Origin of the sequence: Paraburkholderia acidicola, assembly GCF_002362315.1 — a bacterium.
Lineage (GTDB): Bacteria > Pseudomonadota > Gammaproteobacteria > Burkholderiales > Burkholderiaceae > Paraburkholderia > Paraburkholderia acidicola.
Map to the genome: position 1 here is coordinate 739,023 of NZ_MTZV01000006.1, position 21,467 is coordinate 760,489.

The 21,467-nt window shown below is 63.8% G+C and carries 19 protein-coding genes; 10 read left to right on the forward strand and 9 right to left on the reverse strand.

Annotated elements, in window-relative coordinates; all coding sequences use genetic code 11:
* Positions 1 to 13: 13 nt before the first annotated feature.
* Positions 14 to 928, reverse strand: coding sequence for an amino acid ABC transporter permease (locus BWP39_RS22135; protein ID WP_096724100.1), 915 nt, complete (start codon positions 926 to 928; stop codon positions 14 to 16).
* The gene (gene argH, locus BWP39_RS22140; protein WP_096724102.1) at positions 922 to 2,349 is read right to left on the reverse strand and encodes an argininosuccinate lyase; all 1,428 of its coding nucleotides are present in this window, start codon (positions 2,347 to 2,349) and stop codon (positions 922 to 924) included. The genes BWP39_RS22135 and argH overlap by 7 nt, the downstream gene beginning before the upstream one ends.
* A 140-nt stretch (positions 2,350 to 2,489) precedes the next feature.
* Here argH and BWP39_RS22145 point away from each other — a divergent pair, with 140 nt between their 5' ends.
* Entirely contained in the window at positions 2,490 to 3,389 is a 900-nt protein-coding gene (locus BWP39_RS22145) for a LysR substrate-binding domain-containing protein (RefSeq protein ID WP_096724104.1), read from the forward strand.
* 23 nt (positions 3,390 to 3,412) lie between these two features.
* Here BWP39_RS22145 and BWP39_RS22150 read toward each other — a convergent pair whose 3' ends face one another.
* Positions 3,413 to 4,708 (reverse strand): sugar efflux transporter, encoded by a 1,296-nt coding sequence (locus BWP39_RS22150; RefSeq protein ID WP_096724106.1) that lies wholly within the window; start codon positions 4,706 to 4,708, stop codon positions 3,413 to 3,415.
* A gap of 66 nt (positions 4,709 to 4,774) precedes the next feature.
* Positions 4,775 to 5,740 carry a LysR family transcriptional regulator gene (locus tag BWP39_RS22155; protein ID WP_170043888.1) on the reverse strand — a complete coding sequence of 322 codons (966 nt, stop codon included), beginning with the start codon at positions 5,738 to 5,740 and terminating at the stop codon, positions 4,775 to 4,777.
* Positions 5,741 to 5,874: 134 nt separating this feature from the next.
* On the opposite strand from BWP39_RS22155, the gene BWP39_RS22160 reads away from it, so the two are divergent.
* On the forward strand, positions 5,875 to 6,918 hold the full coding sequence (locus BWP39_RS22160; RefSeq protein WP_096726092.1) for an aromatic ring-hydroxylating dioxygenase subunit alpha: 1,044 nt from the start codon (positions 5,875 to 5,877) through the stop codon (positions 6,916 to 6,918).
* On the opposite strand, the gene BWP39_RS22165 is transcribed toward BWP39_RS22160, so the two are convergent.
* Positions 6,915 to 7,589, reverse strand: coding sequence for a sensor histidine kinase (locus BWP39_RS22165; RefSeq protein ID WP_096724110.1), 675 nt, complete (start codon positions 7,587 to 7,589; stop codon positions 6,915 to 6,917). The two genes, BWP39_RS22160 and BWP39_RS22165, sit on opposite strands and share 4 nt — an antisense overlap.
* 500 nt (positions 7,590 to 8,089) lie before the next feature.
* Here BWP39_RS22165 and BWP39_RS22175 point away from each other — a divergent pair, with 500 nt between their 5' ends.
* Genes BWP39_RS22175 through BWP39_RS22190 form a run of 4 tightly spaced genes read left to right on the forward strand, consistent with a single transcriptional unit; the run spans position 8,090 to position 11,876 of the window.
* Positions 8,090 to 9,157, forward strand: coding sequence for an ABC transporter substrate-binding protein (locus BWP39_RS22175; protein WP_096724114.1), 1,068 nt, complete (start codon positions 8,090 to 8,092; stop codon positions 9,155 to 9,157).
* A 35-nt stretch (positions 9,158 to 9,192) separates the two neighbouring features.
* Positions 9,193 to 10,047, forward strand: a complete 855-nt coding sequence (locus BWP39_RS22180; protein WP_096724115.1) for an ABC transporter permease — start codon at positions 9,193 to 9,195, stop codon at positions 10,045 to 10,047.
* Between the two features lie 35 nt (positions 10,048 to 10,082).
* Positions 10,083 to 10,973, forward strand: coding sequence for an ABC transporter permease (locus BWP39_RS22185; protein ID WP_096724117.1), 891 nt, complete (start codon positions 10,083 to 10,085; stop codon positions 10,971 to 10,973).
* A gap of 42 nt (positions 10,974 to 11,015) precedes the next feature.
* Entirely contained in the window at positions 11,016 to 11,876 is an 861-nt protein-coding gene (locus tag BWP39_RS22190) for an ABC transporter ATP-binding protein (RefSeq protein ID WP_096724119.1), read from the forward strand.
* A gap of 194 nt (positions 11,877 to 12,070) precedes the next feature.
* Here BWP39_RS22190 and BWP39_RS22195 read toward each other — a convergent pair whose 3' ends face one another.
* Positions 12,071 to 13,096: a sulfonate ABC transporter substrate-binding protein gene (locus BWP39_RS22195; RefSeq protein ID WP_096726093.1), complete on the reverse strand. Its 1,026-nt coding sequence runs from the start codon at positions 13,094 to 13,096 to the stop codon at positions 12,071 to 12,073.
* 216 nt (positions 13,097 to 13,312) lie between these two features.
* On the opposite strand from BWP39_RS22195, the gene BWP39_RS22200 reads away from it, so the two are divergent.
* The 4 genes from BWP39_RS22200 (at position 13,313) to cysS (ending at position 17,919) form a co-directional block, all read left to right on the forward strand.
* Positions 13,313 to 13,804 (forward strand): ASCH domain-containing protein, encoded by a 492-nt coding sequence (locus tag BWP39_RS22200; RefSeq protein WP_096724121.1) that lies wholly within the window; start codon positions 13,313 to 13,315, stop codon positions 13,802 to 13,804.
* Positions 13,805 to 13,948: 144 nt separating this feature from the next.
* Positions 13,949 to 14,119 (forward strand): hypothetical protein, encoded by a 171-nt coding sequence (locus BWP39_RS32010; RefSeq protein WP_170043889.1) that lies wholly within the window; start codon positions 13,949 to 13,951, stop codon positions 14,117 to 14,119.
* A gap of 52 nt (positions 14,120 to 14,171) precedes the next feature.
* Positions 14,172 to 16,283 carry a phosphocholine-specific phospholipase C gene (locus BWP39_RS22205; RefSeq protein ID WP_096726094.1) on the forward strand — a complete coding sequence of 704 codons (2,112 nt, stop codon included), beginning with the start codon at positions 14,172 to 14,174 and terminating at the stop codon, positions 16,281 to 16,283.
* A 253-nt stretch (positions 16,284 to 16,536) separates the two neighbouring features.
* On the forward strand, positions 16,537 to 17,919 hold the full coding sequence (gene cysS / locus BWP39_RS22210) for a cysteine--tRNA ligase (protein ID WP_096724123.1): 1,383 nt from the start codon (positions 16,537 to 16,539) through the stop codon (positions 17,917 to 17,919).
* Positions 17,920 to 17,938: 19 nt separating this feature from the next.
* On the opposite strand, the gene BWP39_RS22215 is transcribed toward cysS, so the two are convergent.
* The 3 genes from BWP39_RS22215 to BWP39_RS22225 all read right to left on the reverse strand — a co-directional run bounded on the left by BWP39_RS22215 (position 17,939) and on the right by BWP39_RS22225 (position 21,454).
* Positions 17,939 to 18,874: a DNA glycosylase AlkZ-like family protein gene (locus BWP39_RS22215; protein WP_096724125.1), complete on the reverse strand. Its 936-nt coding sequence runs from the start codon at positions 18,872 to 18,874 to the stop codon at positions 17,939 to 17,941.
* 225 nt (positions 18,875 to 19,099) lie between these two features.
* Entirely contained in the window at positions 19,100 to 20,245 is a 1,146-nt protein-coding gene (locus BWP39_RS22220) for a branched-chain amino acid ABC transporter substrate-binding protein (RefSeq protein ID WP_096724127.1), read from the reverse strand.
* Positions 20,246 to 20,299: 54 nt separating this feature from the next.
* Positions 20,300 to 21,454: an ornithine cyclodeaminase gene (locus BWP39_RS22225; RefSeq protein WP_096724129.1), complete on the reverse strand. Its 1,155-nt coding sequence runs from the start codon at positions 21,452 to 21,454 to the stop codon at positions 20,300 to 20,302.
* Positions 21,455 to 21,467: the final 13 nt, after the last annotated feature.

The window sequence follows — 21,467 nt, forward strand, 5'->3', positions numbered from 1 at the left end:
ATGATTGAGCGATTCACTGGCGACCCGACTTGCGGCCTGCGCCACGCGCATACCGCCGCTCCACCTGCGTCTGCAACAGCGATAGCACCGTCACGACGGCCAGATACCAGATGGCCGCGACGATCAGCAGCTCCATCACGCGAGCATTCGCGTAGTAGATGTTTTGCGCGTTGTGCAGCATTTCCGCGTACTGGATCACGCTCGCGAGCGATGTCAGCTTGACCATACCGACCAGTTCGTTACCGATCGGCGGTACGATCACGCGCATCGCCTGCGGCAGGATCACGCGGCGCAATGCCTGCAGCCGCGGCATGCCGATCGACTTCGCGGCCTCATACTGGCCGGTGTCGACGGACAGCATGCCCGCCCGTACCACCTCCGATGTATACGCACCCTGATTGATACCGAGGCCGAGCAACGCGGCGAGAAACGGCGTCATCACATCGACGGTGCGGAACTCGAACAGTCCCGGAATGCCGAGTGTCGGAAACACCAGCGCGAGGTTGAACCACAGCAGCAGTTGCAGGATCACCGGCGTGCCGCGAAACAGCCACACGTAGCCGCGCGCGACCGTTTGCACGACCGGATTGCTGGACAGCCGCATGACCGCAGTCATCACGCCGAGCACGATGCCGAGCGCCATCGCGAGGATCGTCATCACGACGGTGTTCGCGAGGCCGGTCAGGATCGAACGCGCCGTGAGAAAACGCGCAACGTAGCTCCATTCGATCTGCCCGTGCGCGAATGCAACGACCACGTAGCCGATGATCGCGACGATGATCGCCGTCGACAGATAACGCCCCCAGTGCCGCCGACGCACGTGGACTAGCTGCGAGATGTCGGTGAACTCGTGCGTTACACCAGCTTCTTCCGCGGAGCCGCCCGCAGCGAGCAAACCCGGTTGTCCGTCTCTCGATGCGCTCAACATGTCGGTCCCCCGTACGAAGTGGCCCACGCAAGCTGCGCGGCCAGCGCGCCTTGCAAACGCTCGATCTGTTCGCGAACCCGCACGGGCGCCGTGCCGCCGTAACCGCTGCGCGCCGCAACCGCGGCATCGAGCGTGACATGCGCAAGCACGGCCGGTTCGAGCCGCGCATCGACCTGCGCAAGCGTCGCCACCGACACCTCCGACAACTCGATCCCCTGCTCTTCGCACACCCGCACCAGCGCACCGGTGATCTCATGCGCTTCGCTGAACGGCACGCCACGCAGTGCGAGCCAGTCCGCGACTTCAGTGGCGAGCGTGAAACCGAGCGGCGCCTGGCGACGCATTTCGTCGACGTTCACGCGCATCGTGCGGATCATGCCGGCCATCGCGGGCAGCACGAGTTCGAGCGTGTCGATGCAATCGAACGCAGCGATCTTGTCTTCGGCGAGATCGCGGTTGTACGCGAGCGGCAGCGACTTGAGCGTTGCCAGCAGGCCGCTCAGGTTGCCGATCAGCCGGCCCGCCTTGCCGCGCGTCAATTCCGCGATGTCGGAGTTTTTTTTCTGCGGCATGATCGAGCTGCCGGTCGCGTAGCCGTCGTCGAGCACGACCCAGCCGAACTGCCGCGAGGTCCACAGAATCACTTCTTCCGACAGCCGCGACAGGTTCACCGCCAGCATGCTCGTCACGAACACGAACTCCGCGACGTGATCGCGCGACGCCACGGCATCGATCGAGTTCTCGCACGGACCGTCGTAACCGAGTTCCACTGCCGACAGTTCCGGGCGCCGGCAGATCGCCGATCCCGCCAGCGCGGCGGCGCCGAGCGGCGAACGCGCGCTGCGACGATCCCAGTCGAGCAGACGGTCGATGTCGCGGTAGATCGACTGCGCATGGGCCAGCAGATGGTGCGCGAACACGACCGGCTGCGCCGGCTGCAGGTGCGTAAAGCCCGCGGACACGCTGCCGATGTGCGCATTCGCCTGCTCGATTAATGCATTCTGCAGATCGATCACCGCTTGGGTCAGCGTACGCGCCTTGTCCCGCAGAAAGAGCCTTAAGTCGTTCGCTGCCTGATCGTTGCGCGAGCGCCCGGCGCGCAGTTTGCCGCCGGTTGCGCCGAGCCGCTGCGTCAGTTCGCGCTCCAGAAACGTATGCACGTCCTCGTCCTGCAGCAACGGGCCGACCTCACCGGCTCGGAACTGCGCGTCGAGCCGGTCCATTTCGTCGAGTAGCTGCTGCAACTCGGCCGCGCTCAGGATTTCCGCCCGCCGCAGCTCCTGCGCATGCGCGCGCGAACCGGCGAGATCGTACGGTGCGAGACGAAAGAAGCTCGGGTCCGAGCGCGACAGCGCGGTCAGCGCGGGCGCCGGGCCGGTCTTGAAACGTCCGCCCCATAGCCGGTCGGTGTGCTGGGTCATGCGAAAACTCCGTGGATGGATTGAGCGGATGCCTGAGTGGAGATGAAGCGCCGCCGGGCAAGGTTGAGGCGATTTTATGAACGCCAATTTCCACGGGGCAAACGGTAAAATCTCATGGTTCCCATGCACAACTCGCATAAATGAAGATCGAACGCTATCCACCGTTCAACGTGCTGCAGACACTGCTGGTCGTCGCCCGTTGCGGAAATTTCACGGCTGCCGCGCAGCAGCTGTTTCTGAGCCAGAGCGCCGTGAGCCGCCATATCCAGCAGATCGAGGAGTATTTCGGCTGCGCGCTGTTCGTGCGGCATACCCGGATGGTGGTGCCGACCGTCGAATGCCAGCGGCTCGTGCCGATCGTCGAAGAACTGCTCGCCACCGCACGACGCTCGATGCACATCCCGAGCATGGGCGGCCAGACCGTGACGCTGCGCGTCACGCCGACGCTGGCCGCGCGCTGGCTGCTGCCGCGCCTGCCCGACTTCTATGCCGAAGCGCCGGGCACCCAGTTGAACATCGACACCGCGTGGTTCCTGCCGACCAACTTCGGCGAAGGCACGCTCGATGCGGCGATCCTGTTCGGCACCGGCCGCTGGGATGGGCTCGAAGCCACACCGCTGATGCGCGAACGTCTCACGCCCGTGTGCTCGCCGCAGATGGCCGAGGGCCTGTCAGGCATGCCGCCGCTCGTCGAGCCGGCAGATCTGAAGCAGCACACGCTGCTGCATTCGAGCTTTGGCCGGCGCGGCTGGATGTTATGGCTGCAAAAAGAAAGCGGCGAACTGGCCGCGCATACCTACCGCGAGCAGGTGTTCGACACACTCGACCTCGCGTTCAACGCGGCGGTACGTGGGCTGGGCGTGGCGCTCGGCGATCTGAACCTGCTGCAGGAGAGTCTTGCGAGCGGTGCGCTCGTCAGGCCGTTCCAGCGCGTGCTGGAAACGGGCGCGGGCTATTACCTCGTGCATCCGCCGCGCAATGAGTATCGCGAGAAGCTCAAGCCGCTTTTGGTGTGGCTGCAGGCGCAGACACACGATTGACGTGGGCCGGCGGATCGCACCGGTCAATAAGGCTCGCGGGCGCGCCGCCAGTCCTGCACCGCCTGCCACATGCGCCGCCACGGCGGATCGGCGAACAGGATGAATGCGCCCACGGCCAGCAAACCACAGACGAGAAACGTCCCGCGATAGCCAAGCCCCGCCACCAGCAACCCCGACAGCACGCCCGACAGAATCGAGCCCACCCGCGCCGAGTTGAAGAACAGCGCGGTCGCCTGGCCGGGCGAACGCGGCATCAGGTCCTGCACATAGGTCATTCCAAGGCACGAGGTAACCGCGACGACGAAGGCGTTCAACGCCTGCATCGGGATCAGGATCGGGATCGAGCCCGCCGAGGCGAGCGCAATGAAGTACACGACATGCACCGCCGCGCAGGCAGCGAGCCAGCGCAGCTTGTTCAGCGTGGCACCGCGTGCGCCGAGCGCAAGCATCATCGGGATTTCGAGGAATGCACCGAGACCGAGCATGATCGACACGTCGATGCGCGCGCCGCCCAGACCATGCACAACGTACAGCGGCAACACGATCATCGTCGCGTTGGCCGCGAGGCCGATCAGCGTCAGCGCGATCACCGTGCGCCAGATCACCCGCGACGACGCCACCGGATGGACGAAATCGGGTTTGACCGGCGGCTCCGGCTCGGTGACGGTAGTCACTTCGAGCAACGTCGCCGGATCGCCGGCCACGTGTGCCGGCGTGCTGTGCAGCGCGCCGCCGGACGCTTCGGGCATGCGCCAGACGATCACGGCGCAGCCGGCAAAGCACGCCGCGGCGAACAGGAAGAGCCCGTAAAAGTCGGCGGCGGCCAGCACCAGTGCGCCCACCGACGGCCCGAACACCCACGCCACCGACAGCACCGTGCGCAAGGTCGCCGTCGCGAACGTACGCTCGGCCTCGTCGCGCACCTGCAACGCCGCCCGGCCGAACGAAAAGACCATCGACATCGCCGAGCCGCCTGCACCGAGAAACGCGACACCGATCACGAGCAATGCGCGGTAGTCGCGCACGAAGCACAGTGAAACAAAGCCGAGCGCCGCCGCGATCAGCGCCCCGAGCAGCAGCGCGCGGTGGTGCCCGTGGCGGTCCGACCATTTACCGGCCCACGCGCTCGCCGCCACGCCGCTCGCCGCGATCAACGTCATGAAGAGGCCGAGCCGCAGCGGCGTCATGCCGGCGTGCTCGACGCTGAACAGCGACAGGTACGGCGCGGTGAAAGACATCGCGACGCCGAGCATCAGGGTCGCGCCTGCCAGTGGCACAAAGGACGGGATGCGCGTCAGGTCGGCGAATCGGGAGTTCATCGGGGGCGGGTGTGGGAACCGTGCGCACGCCGCGCAACGGAGCGCAGCGCGGCCAAACCGCAGATGTTAAGCCTTTCGTCGCACGGATGGGGGCGACTCAGGCAGATTCTCGTCCGGCAGATCCGGGTAATGCTCGAAAGTCCGCTTGATCAGTTGCCGCAGCCAGATGTTCGCCCGGTCATCGTGAAAGCGCGGATGCCAGTGCTGCCGCAGGCCGAACGGCGGCAACGCGACCGGCGGCGGCAGGATGCGCACGGTGCCGAGCTTCGCGAACACGTTGCCGAGTTCGAGCGGCACCGTGGCGATCAGGTCGGGATGCTGGTCGATCAGCAACGGTACGACGAGGAAGTGTGGTGTCGATAGATAGACGTTGCGGCGAATGCCGTATTCGTCGAAGGCGCTGTCGTAGGTGGCGCCGCCCGGACCTTCCAGCGTCACGACGATATGGCGCATCGTTTCGAACTGCTCGCGCGTGATCGTCGCGCCGACCGCCGTGTTGCGCACGCTCACCATCGTCACGAACGAATGCATGAAGAGTTGCTGCTGGAACAGTTCGTCGGGCGCCCCGCGGTACGAACCCAGCGCGAGATCGGCCTCGCCTGTTGCGAGCGTGCCGGCAATCTGTCCGAACGGTACCTGCAGGCTGCGCAGCGTGCAGTCAGGCGCCTCCCTGCGCAACTGGCGAATGAGCGGTGGCAGGAACACCAGTTCGCCCATGTCCGTCATGCATAACGTAAAACTGCGCCGCGCGGTGGCCGGATGAAACTGCGCCTGCGGCACGACGTCCTCGCGCAGCGTCGTCATCATGCCGACGATCGACGGGCCGAGCATCGCCGCCTTCGGTGTCGGCGTCATGCCGGCGGCCGTCTTCACGAACAACGGGTCTTCGAAGAATGCGCGCAGCCGGTTCAGCGCGTGGCTCATCGCTCCCTGCGACAGACCAACCTCCGTCGCGGCCCGCGTCACGCTGCGCTCGCGCAGCAGCGCATCGAACACCACCAGCAGGTTCAGGTCGAGATCACGAATATGCATGATGTGCATTCCAGTCATTACGGCCATTGTCTTGACGCATGATGGTGGCGAACCTATCGTGCGGTCAAGCGCCCCGCAGCCGGGCGCGGCGGCAACGTGGCAATGCCATCGACAACATGACTGGAGACAGCACGATGTTTATTCAAAACACGTGGTACGTGGCCGCGTGGTCACACGAAATCGGCGCGGACGATTTCTTCGCCCGGACGATTACCGGCATTCCGGTCCTGATGTATCGCAGCGCCGACGGCACGGTGGTCGCGCTCGAAGATCGCTGCTGTCATCGCGGCGCACCGCTATCGCTCGGCCGGCGCGAAGGTGACGATGTGCGCTGCCTGTATCACGGTCTGAAGTTCGACTGCAGCGGCACCTGCATCGAAGCGCCCGCCCAGGATCGTGTGCCGCCTCAAGCGCGGGTGCGCAGCTTCGCGGTGGTCGAGCGGCATCGATGGGTATGGATCTGGATGGGCGACGCGGCGCTCGCCGATCCAGATGCGATTCCCGACACGCACTGGCTCGACGACCCCGACTGGCGCAGTCTGCCCGGCTACATTCACTACGACGTGAATTACCTGCTGATCTGCGACAACCTGCTCGACTTCTCGCATCTGCCGTTCGTGCATCCGACCACGCTCGGCGGTCCGGAAAGCTACGCGAAGATCCGGCCGTCGGTCGAGCGGCTCGACAATGGCGTACGTGTCACGCGCTGGACCATGGACACCGATGTGCCACCGTTCGCCGCCGCCGTGAAGGCGTGGCCGGGCAAGGTCGATCGCTGGAACATCTACGATTTCACGATCCCCGGCATCCTGCGGATGGACTCGGGTATGGCACCGGTGGGCACGGGCGCACAGGACGGCCTGCGTGTAGATGCCGCCGAATTTCGCGGCTGCCAGGCGTTGACGCCGGAAACCGCAACCTCGACGCATTACTTCTTCGGGCATCCGCACAACTTCGCAATCGATCAGCCCGAAGTGACGCGTGCGATTCACCAGTCGATCGTCGAAGCATTCGATGAGGATCGCGCGATCATCACCGCGCAGCAACGCAATCTCGCCCTCGATCCCTCGTTCAACATGATGGCCTTCGCAATGGACTCGGCGCTCGTGCAGTTTCGCCGTATCGTCGAACGGTATCTCGACGCGGAGCGTCAGGGCCTGGCTCGAAGCGCTGTTTAACGCACCCCGATCCGCGCCACCACCCGCCCCAACGTCGGCGACGGCTCGATCGTCATCTCGCCGCCCGAGCGTGTGCACAGATGGTTGACGAGCCGCAGCCCGAAGCCGGCGTCGGTCGCGCGATTAAAGGTCGACGGAAAACCACAGCCCTCGTTCTCGACGACGATGCTCACGTGTTCCGGTGTGCGCTGCACGCTGACCGAGATATCGCCGGTGCCGTACTTGATCGCGTTCGTCACGAGCTCGGTGACGATCGATCCCAGCGACATCAACCCATCGTCGCTCACCGTGAATGGCTCGCTCGACAGCAACTCGATGCGGCGCGCGTCGAGCGGCGATAGCAGCGCATCGTGCAGATCGCGGGTGAGATTTTCCAGGTATGGCAAGGCATCGCGGGTACGTTGCTGATCGTGCCCATACAGATGCCCGTGAATGCGCGCGAGGCTTTCGATCCGGTCGACCGCGATCGACAGTGCGCGGCGCACTTCTTCACTGTCCGATTGCCGTGCCTGCAACTGCAGCGTGCACGAGATCAGGTTCAGGCTGTTGCGCACCCGGTGATGGACTTCGCGCATCTGCAGGACGTGCAGCGTGGCCTCGTCGTTCGGCGCAGCAGCTTCGGCGCCCGCATGAGCCGGGATGTTTTCGTCTGTGGATAGGCTTCTTTTCATGGCGTGTTGAGGGCAAACAGACCGGACGCACTAGCGGGCAACGTGACGGCCTGAGGTGGAGTACATCGGAAGGTGTCGCCACCTTGGGTTCGCAGCGGCTGACAACGCTTGCAGGGTTCAGACATGCCTAACGCCTGCGACGGCCTGCGACGCGCCGGAATGGATGCGAATGTAGCGCCGCGCGGCACCGCCAGCCAGATCGCTCAGGACTAGATCGTCTGGTACTTCTGTACCGGGTCGGCGAGCGCTGTGCCGCCGCCCGCACACCGATTCCGTCAGCGCAACGGAACGCGGCTTCACCTCTTCGCTGCGACGACAAACGAATACGTCACCGGCGATATGCATAGCTCAAATACTTCCTTGTCCTGCCCCGTACCGTCGACAAGAATGTTTGTTCCCGTTCGACGCAGACCGCGCGCGCAGTCAATCTCACGCCGCGTTCCGTTATGTGTGGTTCGCCCGCGCCCTTACCTCTTGCCCTGCACTTTCACTCGAACCTCATGCGCTATCCCCGCTTCCTGAAACTCCTGCTCGTGCTGGCGACACTGTCCGTCGCCGCGGTCAACGCTTATGCCGACAAGCCATCGACGATCCGCATCGGCGTCGCCGATCAAGGCACCGGCGATCCACCGACCTTCGGCGGTTCGCCCGCGGCAACCGTGCAACAGCAACAACTGCTGGAAAAGGAATTCACCGCCGACGGCATCAAGGTCGAATGGCTGTTCTTCAAGGGCGCCGGTCCGGCAGTCAACGAAGCAATCGCCAACCAGTCGCTCGACTTCGCGTTTCAAGGCGATCTGCCCGCGGTGCTCGCGCGCGCCAACGGCCTGAAGACCCGCATCCTGCTCGAATCGGGCGTACGCGTCGGTATCAAGATCGCCGTGCCGCCCGACTCCGATATCCACTCGGTCAAGGACCTCAAAGGCCGCCGTGTGTCGATCTTTCGCGGCACCAACCTGCAACTCGTCGCCGACAACGTGCTGGCCGCGAACCATCTCGACGAGCGCGATCTGCGTGTGCTCAATCTAGACACAGCCAGCTCGCTCGCGGCGCTGGCTTCGAAGGGCATCGATGCATCGGTCAACGACTATCACCTTTACAAGCTGCGCGACCAGGGGCTCGCGAAGATCATCTACGAGTCGCAGACCGATGGCCCGCAGTTCACGCGGCAATCGCATCTGCTCGTCACCGAAGACTTCGAACATGCGCATCCGGAGGTCGTCCAGCGCGTGGTGAATGCGTTTGTCAAAGGCGCGCAATGGTCATCGGATGAGGCAAATCGTGATGCGCTATTCACGCAGTGGGCTAAGAGCGGTGTAGGCGTTGCGTCGTGGAAGGCCGAGTTTGCGAACCGCACGCTGAAGGAGCGTAATTCGCCGCTGATCGATCCGTTTATCGTCGGGCGCTATAAGGCCGTGGCGCAGGCAGCGTTGCAGCTCAAGCTGATCCGTCAGCCGGTCGAGGTCGACGGCTGGTTCGAGCCGCGTTACCTCGACAACGCGCTGCGCACACTGAAACTCGAGCACTACTGGACGCCCTATGACGCGGCGGGCAAACCGCTCGCCTGAGCGATAACCCTCGCCCCACCCGACGGAGCGCGACGATGAGCGAAACCGCAATCCCCCTGCATGCTGCTCCCGGCGATACACGCGTCAGCGCCGGTTCGTCGGGTCGCCGCACGCGCCACGTGCTGCATACGCTCGCATGGCATCTCGCGCCGTGGCTGTTGCCGGCGGCGTTGTTTGCGCTGTGGAGCATCGGTTGCGAGCGCGGCTGGATTGCCCCGCAGATCCTGCCGCCGCCCGAACGCGTCTATGACACCTTCATCGAACTCGCACGCAGCGGCGACCTTGCGAGCAATACGCTGATCAGTCTGCAACGTGTGTTGCTCGGCTTCGGTGCGGGCACGCTGGTGGGCTTCGCGATCGGCGCCGCGCTCGGACTGTCGCGCACGCTCGAAGCGTACGTGCTGCCCTCGTTCAATGCGATCGTGCAGATTCCGGTGCTGGGCTGGTTGCCGTTTCTGCTGTTGCTGGTTGGCGTCGGCGAGCCGCTCAAGTACATCCTGATCGCACACGCCGCTCTGGTGCCGGTCACGCTCAGTACGCTGCAAGGTTTCCGGCAGACGCCGGCCGCGCTCGACGAGGTCGCGCGGGTCTTCAAATACAACCGCTGGCAACGCATCGTTTATCTCGTGCTGCCCGCGGCCGTGCCGACGCTCGCTACCGGCATCCGGCTCGCGTTCACCAAGGCGTGGCTTGCGCTTGTCGTGGTTGAGCTGGTCGCTTCGTCCGAGGGGCTCGGCTATCTGATCGTCTACGGCCGGCAGCTGTTTCAACTCGATCTCGTGATGGCATCGGTCGTCATGGTCGGTGCGATCGGCCTCGCGATGAACCGGTTGCTCGATGCGCTCGAAGCGCGTCTGCGGCGTGGGCAGCCTTCCGCTTTTCGCGAATAACTCATGCATCACCGCTTGCGTAGAAGGAGCACACGATGGCGTCGAACCGAATTCCCGCAGCGCTTCGTCTACGTCGTAGCAACCGGCGTGAAGGGCCGCCGTCGTGTGGCTGCGACGTGGTGGAGCAGAGCGCGTTGTCAGCCGCCGATAGCAAACCGACATCGCGTCGTGTCGACTGGCGGGGCCTTGTCTTGCCGCTCGTGGTTTTCTCGCTGTGGTGGGCTGTGAGCACCGCGCATCTGGTCAAAAGCGGCCTGCTGGTCAGTCCCGCCGACGTCGCGCATACCGCATGGGAACAGATCGTCAGCGGGGCACTGGTGCGTGCGCTGTCGGCATCGCTGGCGCGCGAGGCTAGCGGGTTTGCGATCGGGAGCATTGCCGGGTTGTTGCTCGGCAGTGCGCTCGGTTTGTCGCGCATCGCGACGCGACTGATCGCGCCAAGCTTCGACACGTTCAAGCAGATCTCGCTGTTCGCGTGGATTCCGCTGATTTCCGTCTGGTTCGGTCTCGGCGATGCCGCGAAGGTCGTGTTTCTATCGCTTGCGGCGTTGCTGCCCGTCGCCGCACATACGTGTGACGGCATCCATTCCGTACCGCGTACGTATATCGAAGTCGCGCGCGCGTTCCGCTATTCACGTCTGCAACTGATCCGCCATGTGATCCTGCCCGCCGCACTGCCGTCGATCTTCACCGGCATCTATCTCGCGTTGATCTACTCGTGGCTCGCCACGCTGGGCGCGGAGTATCTGCTGGTGGCGGGCCGCGGCATCGGTAATACGTTGATCGACGGCAGCGAGCAGTTCCGGATGGACCTGGTGCTGTTCGGGATCATCGTCGTCGGTTTGACGGGTTGGGCGTTGAATGCGCTTGCGCGTGCAATCGAGCGCGCGGTGTTTGCGCGCCGACCCGATGCTGTATCCGCCTGAGTTGCTTTGCCCGAAGATCGCCCTACTCGCACAGGACCGTTCATGACGACCGCACCACTTTCCTCCGACGGCATCGACATCGTTCACGTCAGCAAACACTACGCGCAACGCGGTGCACCGCTTGCCGTGCTCGACGACATCACCCTACGCGTGCGGCCTGGCGAATTCGTCAGCGTCGTCGGTGCGAGCGGGTGCGGCAAGTCGACGCTGCTGCGTCTTATCGCGGGGCTAGATGCAGACTATCGCGGCACGATCCGCGTGGCGGGCGAACCGGTGCGCGACACATCGTTAGAACGCGGGATCGTGTTTCAGGACCATCGGCTGTTTCCGTGGCTCACGGCGTCGCAGAACATTCACGCGGCATTGCGCAACGCGCCGCTGTCGGCGAAAGAAAAGCGCGATGCCGTCGCTGAGCACATCGCGCTCGTCGGGTTGAACGGTTTTGAGAACGCGTATCCGCATGAGCTGTCGGGCGGGATGGCACAGCGCGTCGCGATTGCCCGCGGACTCGTGAACCGGCCACGCGTGCTGCTGCTCGACGAACCGTTCGGCGCGCTCGATGCGCTCACACGAGGCCGCCTGCAGAACGAGCTGCAACGCATCTGGGAACACGAACGCATCACGATGATTCTCGTCACGCATGACGTCGATGAAGCGCTCTATCTGGGCGATCGCGTCGTCACGATGGCGCCGCGACCGGGTCGCATCGAACGCATCGTCGACGTTGCATTGCCACGTCCGCGCGAGCGCAGCGATCCGCGTTTCATTCGTTTGCGTGATGCGGTGCTGGCTGATTTCGCGGAACCTGGTCTCGCTTCAGCAGAACGTGACGAGCCGCCGCACGGTGGGCTACCGGCGCGGCCTGCGCAACAGCCGGTCACCGCATGGCGGCTTGCCCGGTAACGCTGTTCACAGCCGGCACATCGCCAACACTATCGAGATCCGCGGTCTCTATCTGCGGATTGCCGGCGCACGCGGACATCAGTAGATGATCCGCACGCCGCAAAGCATCGCCAACCCGTTGTAGCAGTGGTTTGAAGAAGAAGGCGCGGCAACCCAGCCGCTCCATTCGCATAATCAAACCTGCAAGACCAACCTCACGCCGTCTGCCACCGAGCGTCAACAACTTCGATCTTGCGGGGAATCAGCTTCAGGTTCGTGAACGCATCGGCGATCTGCTGCTGATACGCAAGCGTCGCGCTGTCTATCGGCTGCACGCCGTAGCCCGCGCGCTTAAGCGCGAGTTCGAGCGTTGCAGTATCGAGACCGGTAAGCGGCGACAGCTGCGCTGCAACCTCCGGAATATGATCGCGTGCCCACTCGTCGACCTTCGCGGTTTCATCGAGTAGTGCGTGGACCAGTTGCGGCTGCGCAGCGGCGAACTTGCGGCTCGCGACGTAATACTGCGTGTTGCGCACGAGACCTTCGCCATCGACGATCACACGCGCACCGGTCTGACGCTGGGCCGCCGCGTAGTACGGATCCCAGATCACCCACGCGTCGACGCCGCGCTGTACAAATGCCGCGCGAGCATCGGCGGGTGCGAGGTAAGCCGGCACGATCTCCTTGTAGTCGACCTGTGCGCTCTGCAGCGCCTTGACCAGCAGATAGTGAACATTCGAGCCGCGGTTGAGCGCGACCTTCTTGCCGCGCAGATCGGCGACCGTCTTGATCGGCGAATCGGCCGGCACGATGATCGCTTCGCCCTTCGGCGCCGGCGGTTCACTGCCCACGTAGACGAGATCGACGCCGCCGGCCTGAGCGAAGATCGGCGGCGTTTCGCCGACTGTGCCGACATCGACCGCACCGGCGTTCAAACCTTCGAGCAGTTGCGGTCCGCCCGGAAATTCCAGCCACTGCACCGTGACGCCCTCGGCGGCGAGGCGCTTTTCGAGCGTACCGCGCGCCTTGAGCACGATGAAGTTGCCGTACTTCTGATAGCCGATGCGCAGCGTCTTGCCGTTGCCTTGTGCGTGAACCGCCCCGCTTGCAGCGAATGCCGCGGCACCGCCCCACAGCGTCGTGCTGCGTGCGGCGACCAGCGTAGCCGCGCCCGCGGCCTTCAACAGCGTGCGACGTGCGCCGTCATGCGTGCCAGTGCCGATGTCTTTTTTCGATGTCATATGCGTGAGTCTCTTCGTGTCCGTCTGCGTGTTTGCCGATGCGTCGATGTGCCGATGCGCGATCCGCACCGCGGCTATGCATCATGCGTGGACCGATCCGCACGGGTCAATGCGCTGCTTCGAGTTTTTTATGCTATCGATTCCGCCGGCCGGAATTTGCACGCGTGACACCGTAGAATCGCAGGACTCCCCGACCACCACCCAAGGCGACCGCCAATGTCCGGTAAAACACCGCAGTCCGACGCATTCTGGGGCGCCTACGCGTCGCACGCCGGTATCGCGTCGGCTATCTATGAAGTGGTCAGTTTCGGCGACAGCCCGGAGATGGCGAACGAGCTGGCCGAACTCGTTGTCGCCGGACCTAAGCGGGCGACGGCATCGCTCGCACGCTACTACACGCAGGCCCCCGACACCCTGCCGAAGCCTGGCGACTACGTGGTGCTGGTCGACGGCGCCGGCGTGCCGTGCGCGATCTGGCGTACCACCGAGGTCACCGTGAAGCCGCTCATCGCCGTCGACGACCGCTTTGCATGGGACGAAGGCGAAGGCGACCGTAGCCGCGCCTTCTGGCTCGACGCGCACCGGGCATTCTTCAGTGCCCAGGCCGCCGAGGACGGATTCGACATGCACGACCAGATCGAGACGGTGTTCGAACGCTTCGAGATCGTCTGGCCGCTGGCAATTGCCGATGTGCGTCCATTGCCTTGATTCCGGTGACGGTTAGCTTTCAAGACACCTTCCTGTAATAAATTGAAACTATCTTCGCGGCTAGCTTGCGCCCCGGCGCGGCCACAGAGGATGCTTGAGCATTCCCCTATTTCCCTTATCTCCTGATCTTTCCCGGAGCAATTCATGCAGATGCCGGCATTTCGGCTTTTGGCACTGATCGGCCTGTTGGGCGCGACAACGCTCATCGGTGCGTGCGGTGCGGACATCGACCCGCCCAAGGCAGCATGCGGCAACACCACGCTCGCCAATACGAAGATGAGCTGTCCGCCGGGCTTTGTCCCACCCGCATCCTGACCACCGAATCCAGCCTGGAACCCCGCGCATGAACCGCCCCATGAACCCCCGCATGAACCCCAAAACCCGCCGCGATTTCTTGAAGCTGTCAGCCGGCGTGGCTGGCGCGACCGTCGCCTCCGCCCTGTTTCCCGAGTCGATCCGCAAGGCGCTCGCCATCGAGCCGAATTCGGTCACGGGCACGATTCAGGACGTCGAGCACATCGTCGTCTTCATGCAGGAGAACCGCTCGTTCGATCACTATCTCGGTCACCTGAGCGGCGTGCGCGGCTATAACGACCGCTTCCCCGTCACGCTGCCGAACGGCCAGCCCGTGTGGTTCCAGCCGCGCCAGGAAGACCAGACCAAAGTGATCGCGCCGTTTCGCTACGACACGACGAATCCGGGCGTCAACGCGCAGTGTATCGGCGGGTTGCCTCATACGTGGAGCACGACGCACGGCGCGATAGACGGTGGCCGCGGCGACAAATGGGCCGTGCAGAAGACCAACATGACGATGGGCTACCACGTACGTGCGGACATTCCGTTCCACTACGCGCTCGCCGATGCGTTCACGGTGTGCGACCACTATTTCTGTTCGATCCCGGGCAATACCCATCCGAACCGGATGTACCTGATGACCGGCATGGTCGATCCGAAGGCAACCGGCGGTGGTCCGCTGCTCGACAACACCGATTACATCGACAACCAGTTCGACAGCATCAAGCTGGCGCCCTTCAACTGGACCACCTACCCCGAGCGGCTCGAAACAGCCGGTATCTCGTGGCAGATCTACCAGCAAGGCACGGGCTTCGATAATTTCACGGGAAACTACGGCACGAACATGCTGGCCTGTTTCCAGAACTTCGTGAATGCGCCGGCTGGCTCGTCGCTGCAGAATCGCGGCATGAGCACACGCACGCTCACGCAACTGAAGGCCGATGTCGAAGCCAATGCGCTGCCGCAGGTCTCGTGGCTGCTGCCGCCCGCGGCGTATTCGGAACATCCGAAGTTCACGCCGCTCTATGGCGCCAACTACATCTCGACGATTCTCGATGCGCTGACGTCGAACCCCGATGTATGGAGCAAGACCGTCCTGTTCATCATGTACGACGAGAACGATGGGCTGTTCGATCATATGGTGCCGCCGCAGGCGCCGACGCTGCCGGGCTCGGGCCTGAGCACCGTCGACATTTCGCTCGAACGCCACGACGTCGTCACCGCAACACAAACTACCTATACCGCCGATAACCTGCCCTACGGCCTTGGCCCTCGCGTGCCGATGACGGTCGTGTCGCCGTGGTCGAAGGGTGGCTTCGTCTGCTCGCAGGTGTTCGATCACACGTCGGTGCTGCAATTCATCGAGAAGCGTTTCGGCGTGACGGAAACCAATATCTCGCCGTGGCGCCGCGCGATCTGCGGCGATCTGACCTCGGCACTCGATTTCTCGAAGTCGGACCCCGCCGTCCCGACGTTGCCGAGTACCCAGACGTATATCGCCCAGTCCGACCAGCAGTGCGCGCGTCCCACCGCGCAGACCGCGCCCGCCAGCACGGCACAGCAGGTGGTCACGGCGCAGGAACCCGGCACGCGGCCCGCACGCGCGCTGCCCTACGAATTGCATGTGAATGGTCAGTTGCAGGCGCAGGGATACACGCTCACGTTTGCCAACACCGGTAAGCAAGGGGCGCATTTCTGGGTGTATACCGGCGACCCGACTGCGATGCCGCGCCGCTACACCGTCGAAGCAGGCAAGCAGTTGAGCGATGTCTGGGCCCTCGATGCGAAGGGCAACTACCTCGTGAACGTCTACGGACCCAACGGTTATTTCCGGCGCTTCGCGGGTTCTGCCAGTGCGGATGCGGTGGCGAAACCCGATGTCGTGACCTGCTACGACATCGCGAACGGCAACGTTTATCTGTCGCTGGCGAACGCGGGAACCACAGCGCTCACTGTCACCGCCACCGATCTCGCGTACGGCCAGCCGCCGCGCACGCTGAGCGTGCCGCCCGGCAAGAGCATCGAGGCACACTGGGATCTGTCGTGCAGTAACCAGTGGTACGACCTGCAATTGACGGTCGCGGGAAACGCGGGCTGGTTGCGGCGTATCGCGGGGCACGTCGAGACGGGCAAGACCAGCATCACCGATCCGGCGGCGATTGCGCCGGTGACGACGGCGATTTAGGGCGGGCGCTTTGAGCCTGCACTTCCGGGTCTTCGTTGACCTGGCGAAAAGCACGCGTTAGCATGCCACTCATGCTTACCCGCCTCTTCTCCCGCCCCAGTCTCGCGCATGCAGTTGCATGCTGTTGCTGCCTGCCTGGGGGAGTTCGCGTCTAGCGCATCGCTTCGCTTCACATCCGCTTCCCCAAGGCCACCCGTTGAAAAACCGGTGGCCTTTGTGTTTTTAAAGCCGCCTTGCCATACGGAACACCCCGATGCCTCTTGCCCTATACGACACCTGGTCGCGCACCGTGCGCCCTTTTACGCCACTACAGCCCGACCATGTCGGCCTGTACTGCTGCGGGCCTACGGTCTACGACCACGCGCATATCGGCAACTTGCGGACGTATGTGTTCGAGGACGTGCTGCGTCGTGCCTTGACGTTGAACGGCTATCACGTGCGGCACGTGGTCAATATCACCGACGTCGGGCATCTCACTTCGGATGCCGACGAAGGCGAAGACAAGATGGAAAAAGGCAGTCGCCGCACCGGGCAATCGGCATGGGACATCGCGGAGCGCTATACCGCGGCTTTTATCGCCGACTGGCATGCGCTCAATCTGCTGGAGCCAACCTTGTGGTGCCGCGCAACCGACCATATCGCCGAGCAGATCACCTTCATCACCGCACTCGAAGCCAACGGCTACACATATCGCACCACCGACGGCGTCTACTTCGACACCAGCAAGCAGGACGACTACGGCTTTCTCGCGCGCCTCGACCGTGACGGCCTGCAGGCAGGCAAGCGCGTTGCGCTCGGCGAGAAGCGCAGCATCACCGATTTCGCGCTATGGAAATTCAGTCCCGCCGATTCCACCCGCCAGATGGAATGGGACAGCCCGTGGGGGCGCGGTTTTCCTGGCTGGCATATCGAATGCTCGGCGATGTCGGCGAAGTATCTTGGTCCGTGGTTCGATATTCATTGTGGCGGCGAGGATCATATCGCCGTGCATCACAGCAACGAGATTGCGCAGACGCAGGCGTGCCACGGTACGCGGCTCGCGAACTTCTGGATGCATGGTCACTTTCTGATGCTGGACGCCGCGAAGATGTCGAAGTCGAGCGGCGATTTTCTGCGTATCCAGACGCTGGTCGAGCGCGGTTTCGATCCGTTGGCCTATCGGTACCTTTGCCTGACAGCCCACTACCGGAGCACGCTGCGGTTCACGCAAGAGGCGCTCGAGGGCGCGCAGGTCGCGCTGGACCGACTGCGCAAAACTTATGCGAGCTGGCCCTTGGGTGGCGCCGTGGATGAAGACTTCGTGGCCCGCTTCGATGCCGAGGTCAATCAGGATCTGAATCTGCCGCGTGCGCTCGCCGTGCTATGGGAACTGGTCAAGAGCGATTTACCAGTCGAAACGCGTCGCGCGACCGTCGATCGTTTCGATACGGTGCTTGGATTGAATCTCGCCGGATGGCAGGCAGACAGCTTCGACATTCCCGCGGATGTCGCGGTACTCGTCGCGGAGCGTGAGAAGGCTCGCGCCGATCGGAACTGGGTAGAAGCCGACCGTTTGCGCGACGCATTGCAGGCGATGGGCTGGCAAGTCCAGGACAGTGCGGATGGGCAACGGTTGAGCCCGAACGATAAGGGATAAGGTGACACCGTGATTCACGTCAGATCCAGCAGACGGTAATGGGCCGTTTGAGTCCGGGCAATGGTAGCGACATAGCTTCGGCCTCGACGGTCTCTCGCTCCAAAGGCGAGAAGCGGCGCCAGACCTCAACCGTTATCTCGCCCCCCAATCGACGCCACACACCGGCAATCTCTCCCTCCACGAGCAATGCGCCCGGCCATACACGCGAAGTCCACAGTTCGGCCTGACGCCTCGCGTCGGGCACGAGGAGCGCTCGATCGGCTCCCCACAGGAGGTAATACGTATCCCCGCTCGGAAGCAGCCGCACGGGCGCGGCAGATTTCGAGCGAACGCGAAACGCGGGCTCGTCGTCGGCGAGTATCCAGGCGTCGCCGACCGGCGTATGTACCGGCGCCAGCGACTCGCGGAGCGCTTCGAACGTCGCGTGTGCTTCCGGTGGTCGAATCCCGGCCCATTTCGCGAATGATGCGGCCGTTGCAGGGCCGAAGACATGTAGATAGCGGCGCGCGAGTTCGAGTCGTGCGTGCCCCGGATCGAGGCCCGGCGCCGGCACGGTCCAGATAACCGGCTGGCGTGCGCCTTCCCAGCGCAGGACAACCGTGCCCGTTGGAGCAGCGTAGCGCAGGCTGTTTGGATGCACGCCCATCGCATGGCCTGCCTCGCCGAACCCCATCCTCCTGCCATCGAGGAAAGCGTGGAGCCGGGACGCGGTGTCGTGTGCCCGTGCGCGCCCCTGTGCGTCCTCCGGTAACCGGCCGAGCGAAAACACCGGCAGGTCTTCTGCAGCCACGACGTAAGCGCTGAATCGCGGACCCCAAAGCTGCACGAAGGACGCGTGCTCCCACGTCGCCGGACCGGCGCCGGCGACCCGTGCATGGATCGACAGTAGAGCCGCGCGTGGCATGGAGTCCTGCAATCCACACCACGCCGCCTGGCGAAGCGACGCTTCGCCCATAGGCAGGCGTTCATCGAGAAAACCGGCGCAACGCCTGAAACTCAGGATGTGCGATCGCGAAAGCTCAAGCCGGGAATGTGCCACACCACACCCTCATAGACCGTTGACGCGCGGACTTCCGGTTAGCAAAGCGAGTTCAGATCACCCCGATGCGGGCCGCGCGTGCGTCGCGCTTGCGGCGCTTTCGCATCGTACCGCTGTCAACGTCGCGCGTCGCCACCTCGATCACAGCTTGACGACATCGAGCAACTGCTTCTTGCCGTCCTTATACGTGTACAGCGAAATCGCACCATGCTGCAGATCGCCCTTCGCGTCGAAGCTCGTTTCACCGATCACTCCGCGATAGTGAGTCGCGGGCATCGCTGCGAGCGCTTTCGCCGGATCGGTGGATTGCGCGCGCTGCATCGCATCGACGATGATGAACACCGCGTCGTAGGCAAACGGCGCATACACCTGCAACGGCTGATGAAAGCGGTTCTGGTAGCGGGCCGCGAACGCCGCGCCGCCCGGCATCCGGTCGAGCGCCATGCCCGCTTCCGAGCACACGACGTTGTCCGCCGCCGTGCCGGCGAGATTCGGCAGATCGCCGGAACATACGCCATCCCCGGCCAGCACCCGGGCGCGCACACCGAGTTGCCGCGCCTGCTTCGCGAACGGGCCGCCCGTCGCGTCCATACCGCCGTACATGATCGCGTCCGGGTTTTCGCCCTTGATTCTGGTCACGATGGCGCGGAAGTCGATGGCTTTGTCGTTGGTTGCATCGTGCGAGACAACCCGGATGCCGAGCGCTTTCGCGGTCTTCTCGAATTCGTTGGCAAGGCCCTGGCCGTAGGCGGTCGCGTCGTCGACGATCGCTACCGTCTTCACGTGCAGCGACTGTGCCGCGTAAGTGGCGAGCGCGGGGCCTTGTTGCGCGTCGGTGGCGACTACGCGGTAGGTGGTCTTGAAGCCCTGCTGCGTGTACGCGGGATTGGTTGCTGCCTGGGAAATCTGCACGATCCCCGCGTCCCTGTAGATGCGCGATGCCGGGATCGACGTGCCCGAATTCAGATGACCGACCACGCCAACCACCTTGTCGTCGACGAGCTTCTGCGCAGCCTGCGTGGCGGTGCGCGGATCGCCCGCGTCATCCTGCGAGTCCAGTTGCAGCGTGACGCGCTGACCGCCGATCACGAGCCCTTTCGCATTGATCTCCTCGACCGCGAGCCGCGCGCCGTTCTCGCTGTCCTTGCCGAGATGCGCGATCGCGCCGGTCAACGGCGCGGAGTGGCCGATCTTTACGATCTGATCGGCGTGTGCCGCGATGGCCTGTGTGCAGGTTACGGCGGCGATTGCTAGCGCCAACAAGCGGTGGCTGGAACTGCCCTTCATGGTTGTCTCCTCCCTATCTTGAGCGCCGATGGGTGGCGCGTTTGTACTGACGCTTCAGAGCGCCAGCGTCGCGGCGCGTGCATGCGGTGGGTTGCCTGGTAGCGCACGCTTCGGTTCGTCCTTTAGTTCGCCAGCGGATTCGCGCGATGGTTGCGGCGCTTGTGCGTGGGCTCGTGCACCGGTTTGCACCGAGCCTGACGCGAGCACATGGAACAGATCTTTCGGATCGGCCGGTTCCGGAATCAGATCGAGCAATGCACCGATGCTGCGTTCCTGCGTGACATCGTTCAGATAACGCAGCGCCGAGAAATCCTCGAGCGCAAAACCAACCGAGTCGAACACCGTGATCTGCGCATCGAACTCACGTCCTTGCTCCACGTGCGACAGCACGCGATGAAATTCGATAACCGGGTGATCGCGCGGCAGTTGCTGGATGTCGCCTTCGATGCGCGTCTGCGGTTCGAATTCGACGGTCACGCGCGCGGCGCGCAGCACATCGGGATGCAGTTCGGTCTTGCCCGGGCAGTCGCCGCCGACCGCATTGATGTGCATGCCGGGCTCGATCATGTCGGGCGTCAGGATGGTTGCGTTGGTCTTGTCGGCGGTGACGGTCGTCACGATGTCGGCGCCGCGTACCGCCTCGGCGGCGGTTTGCGCACGCACCACGCGCAAGCCGCGGAACGGGGCGAGATTGCGAATCAGCTTGTCGGTGGCCGCGGGGTCGGTGTCGTAGGCTCGGATCTCATCGATACCGAGCATCGTGTGGAACGCGATCGCCTGGAATTCGCTTTGCGCGCCGTTGCCGATCAGCGCCATTGACCGTGCCTCGTTGCGTGCCAGATACCGCGCGACCAGCGCGGAGGTGGCCGCCGTGCGGATCGCAGTGGTGAGCGTCATCTCGCTGAACAGCAGCGGATAGCCGTTGTCGACATCCGCGAGCACACCGAACGCCATCACAGTAAGCATATCGACACGCGTGTTCTTCGGATGCCCGTTGACATACTTGAACGCGTACAGCTTCGCATCGGCGGTCGGCATCAGTTCGATGACGCCGTCAGGCGAATGGCTCGCAATGCGCGCCGTTTTTTCAAACGTGTCCCAGCGCCGGTAGTCCTGCTCGATGTAAGACGCCATCGATGCGATGACTTTGCCGACGCCCACTTCGTTCACGAGTTGGGCGACATGGTTGACATCGATATATCGAGTCATGATCACTTTCCTC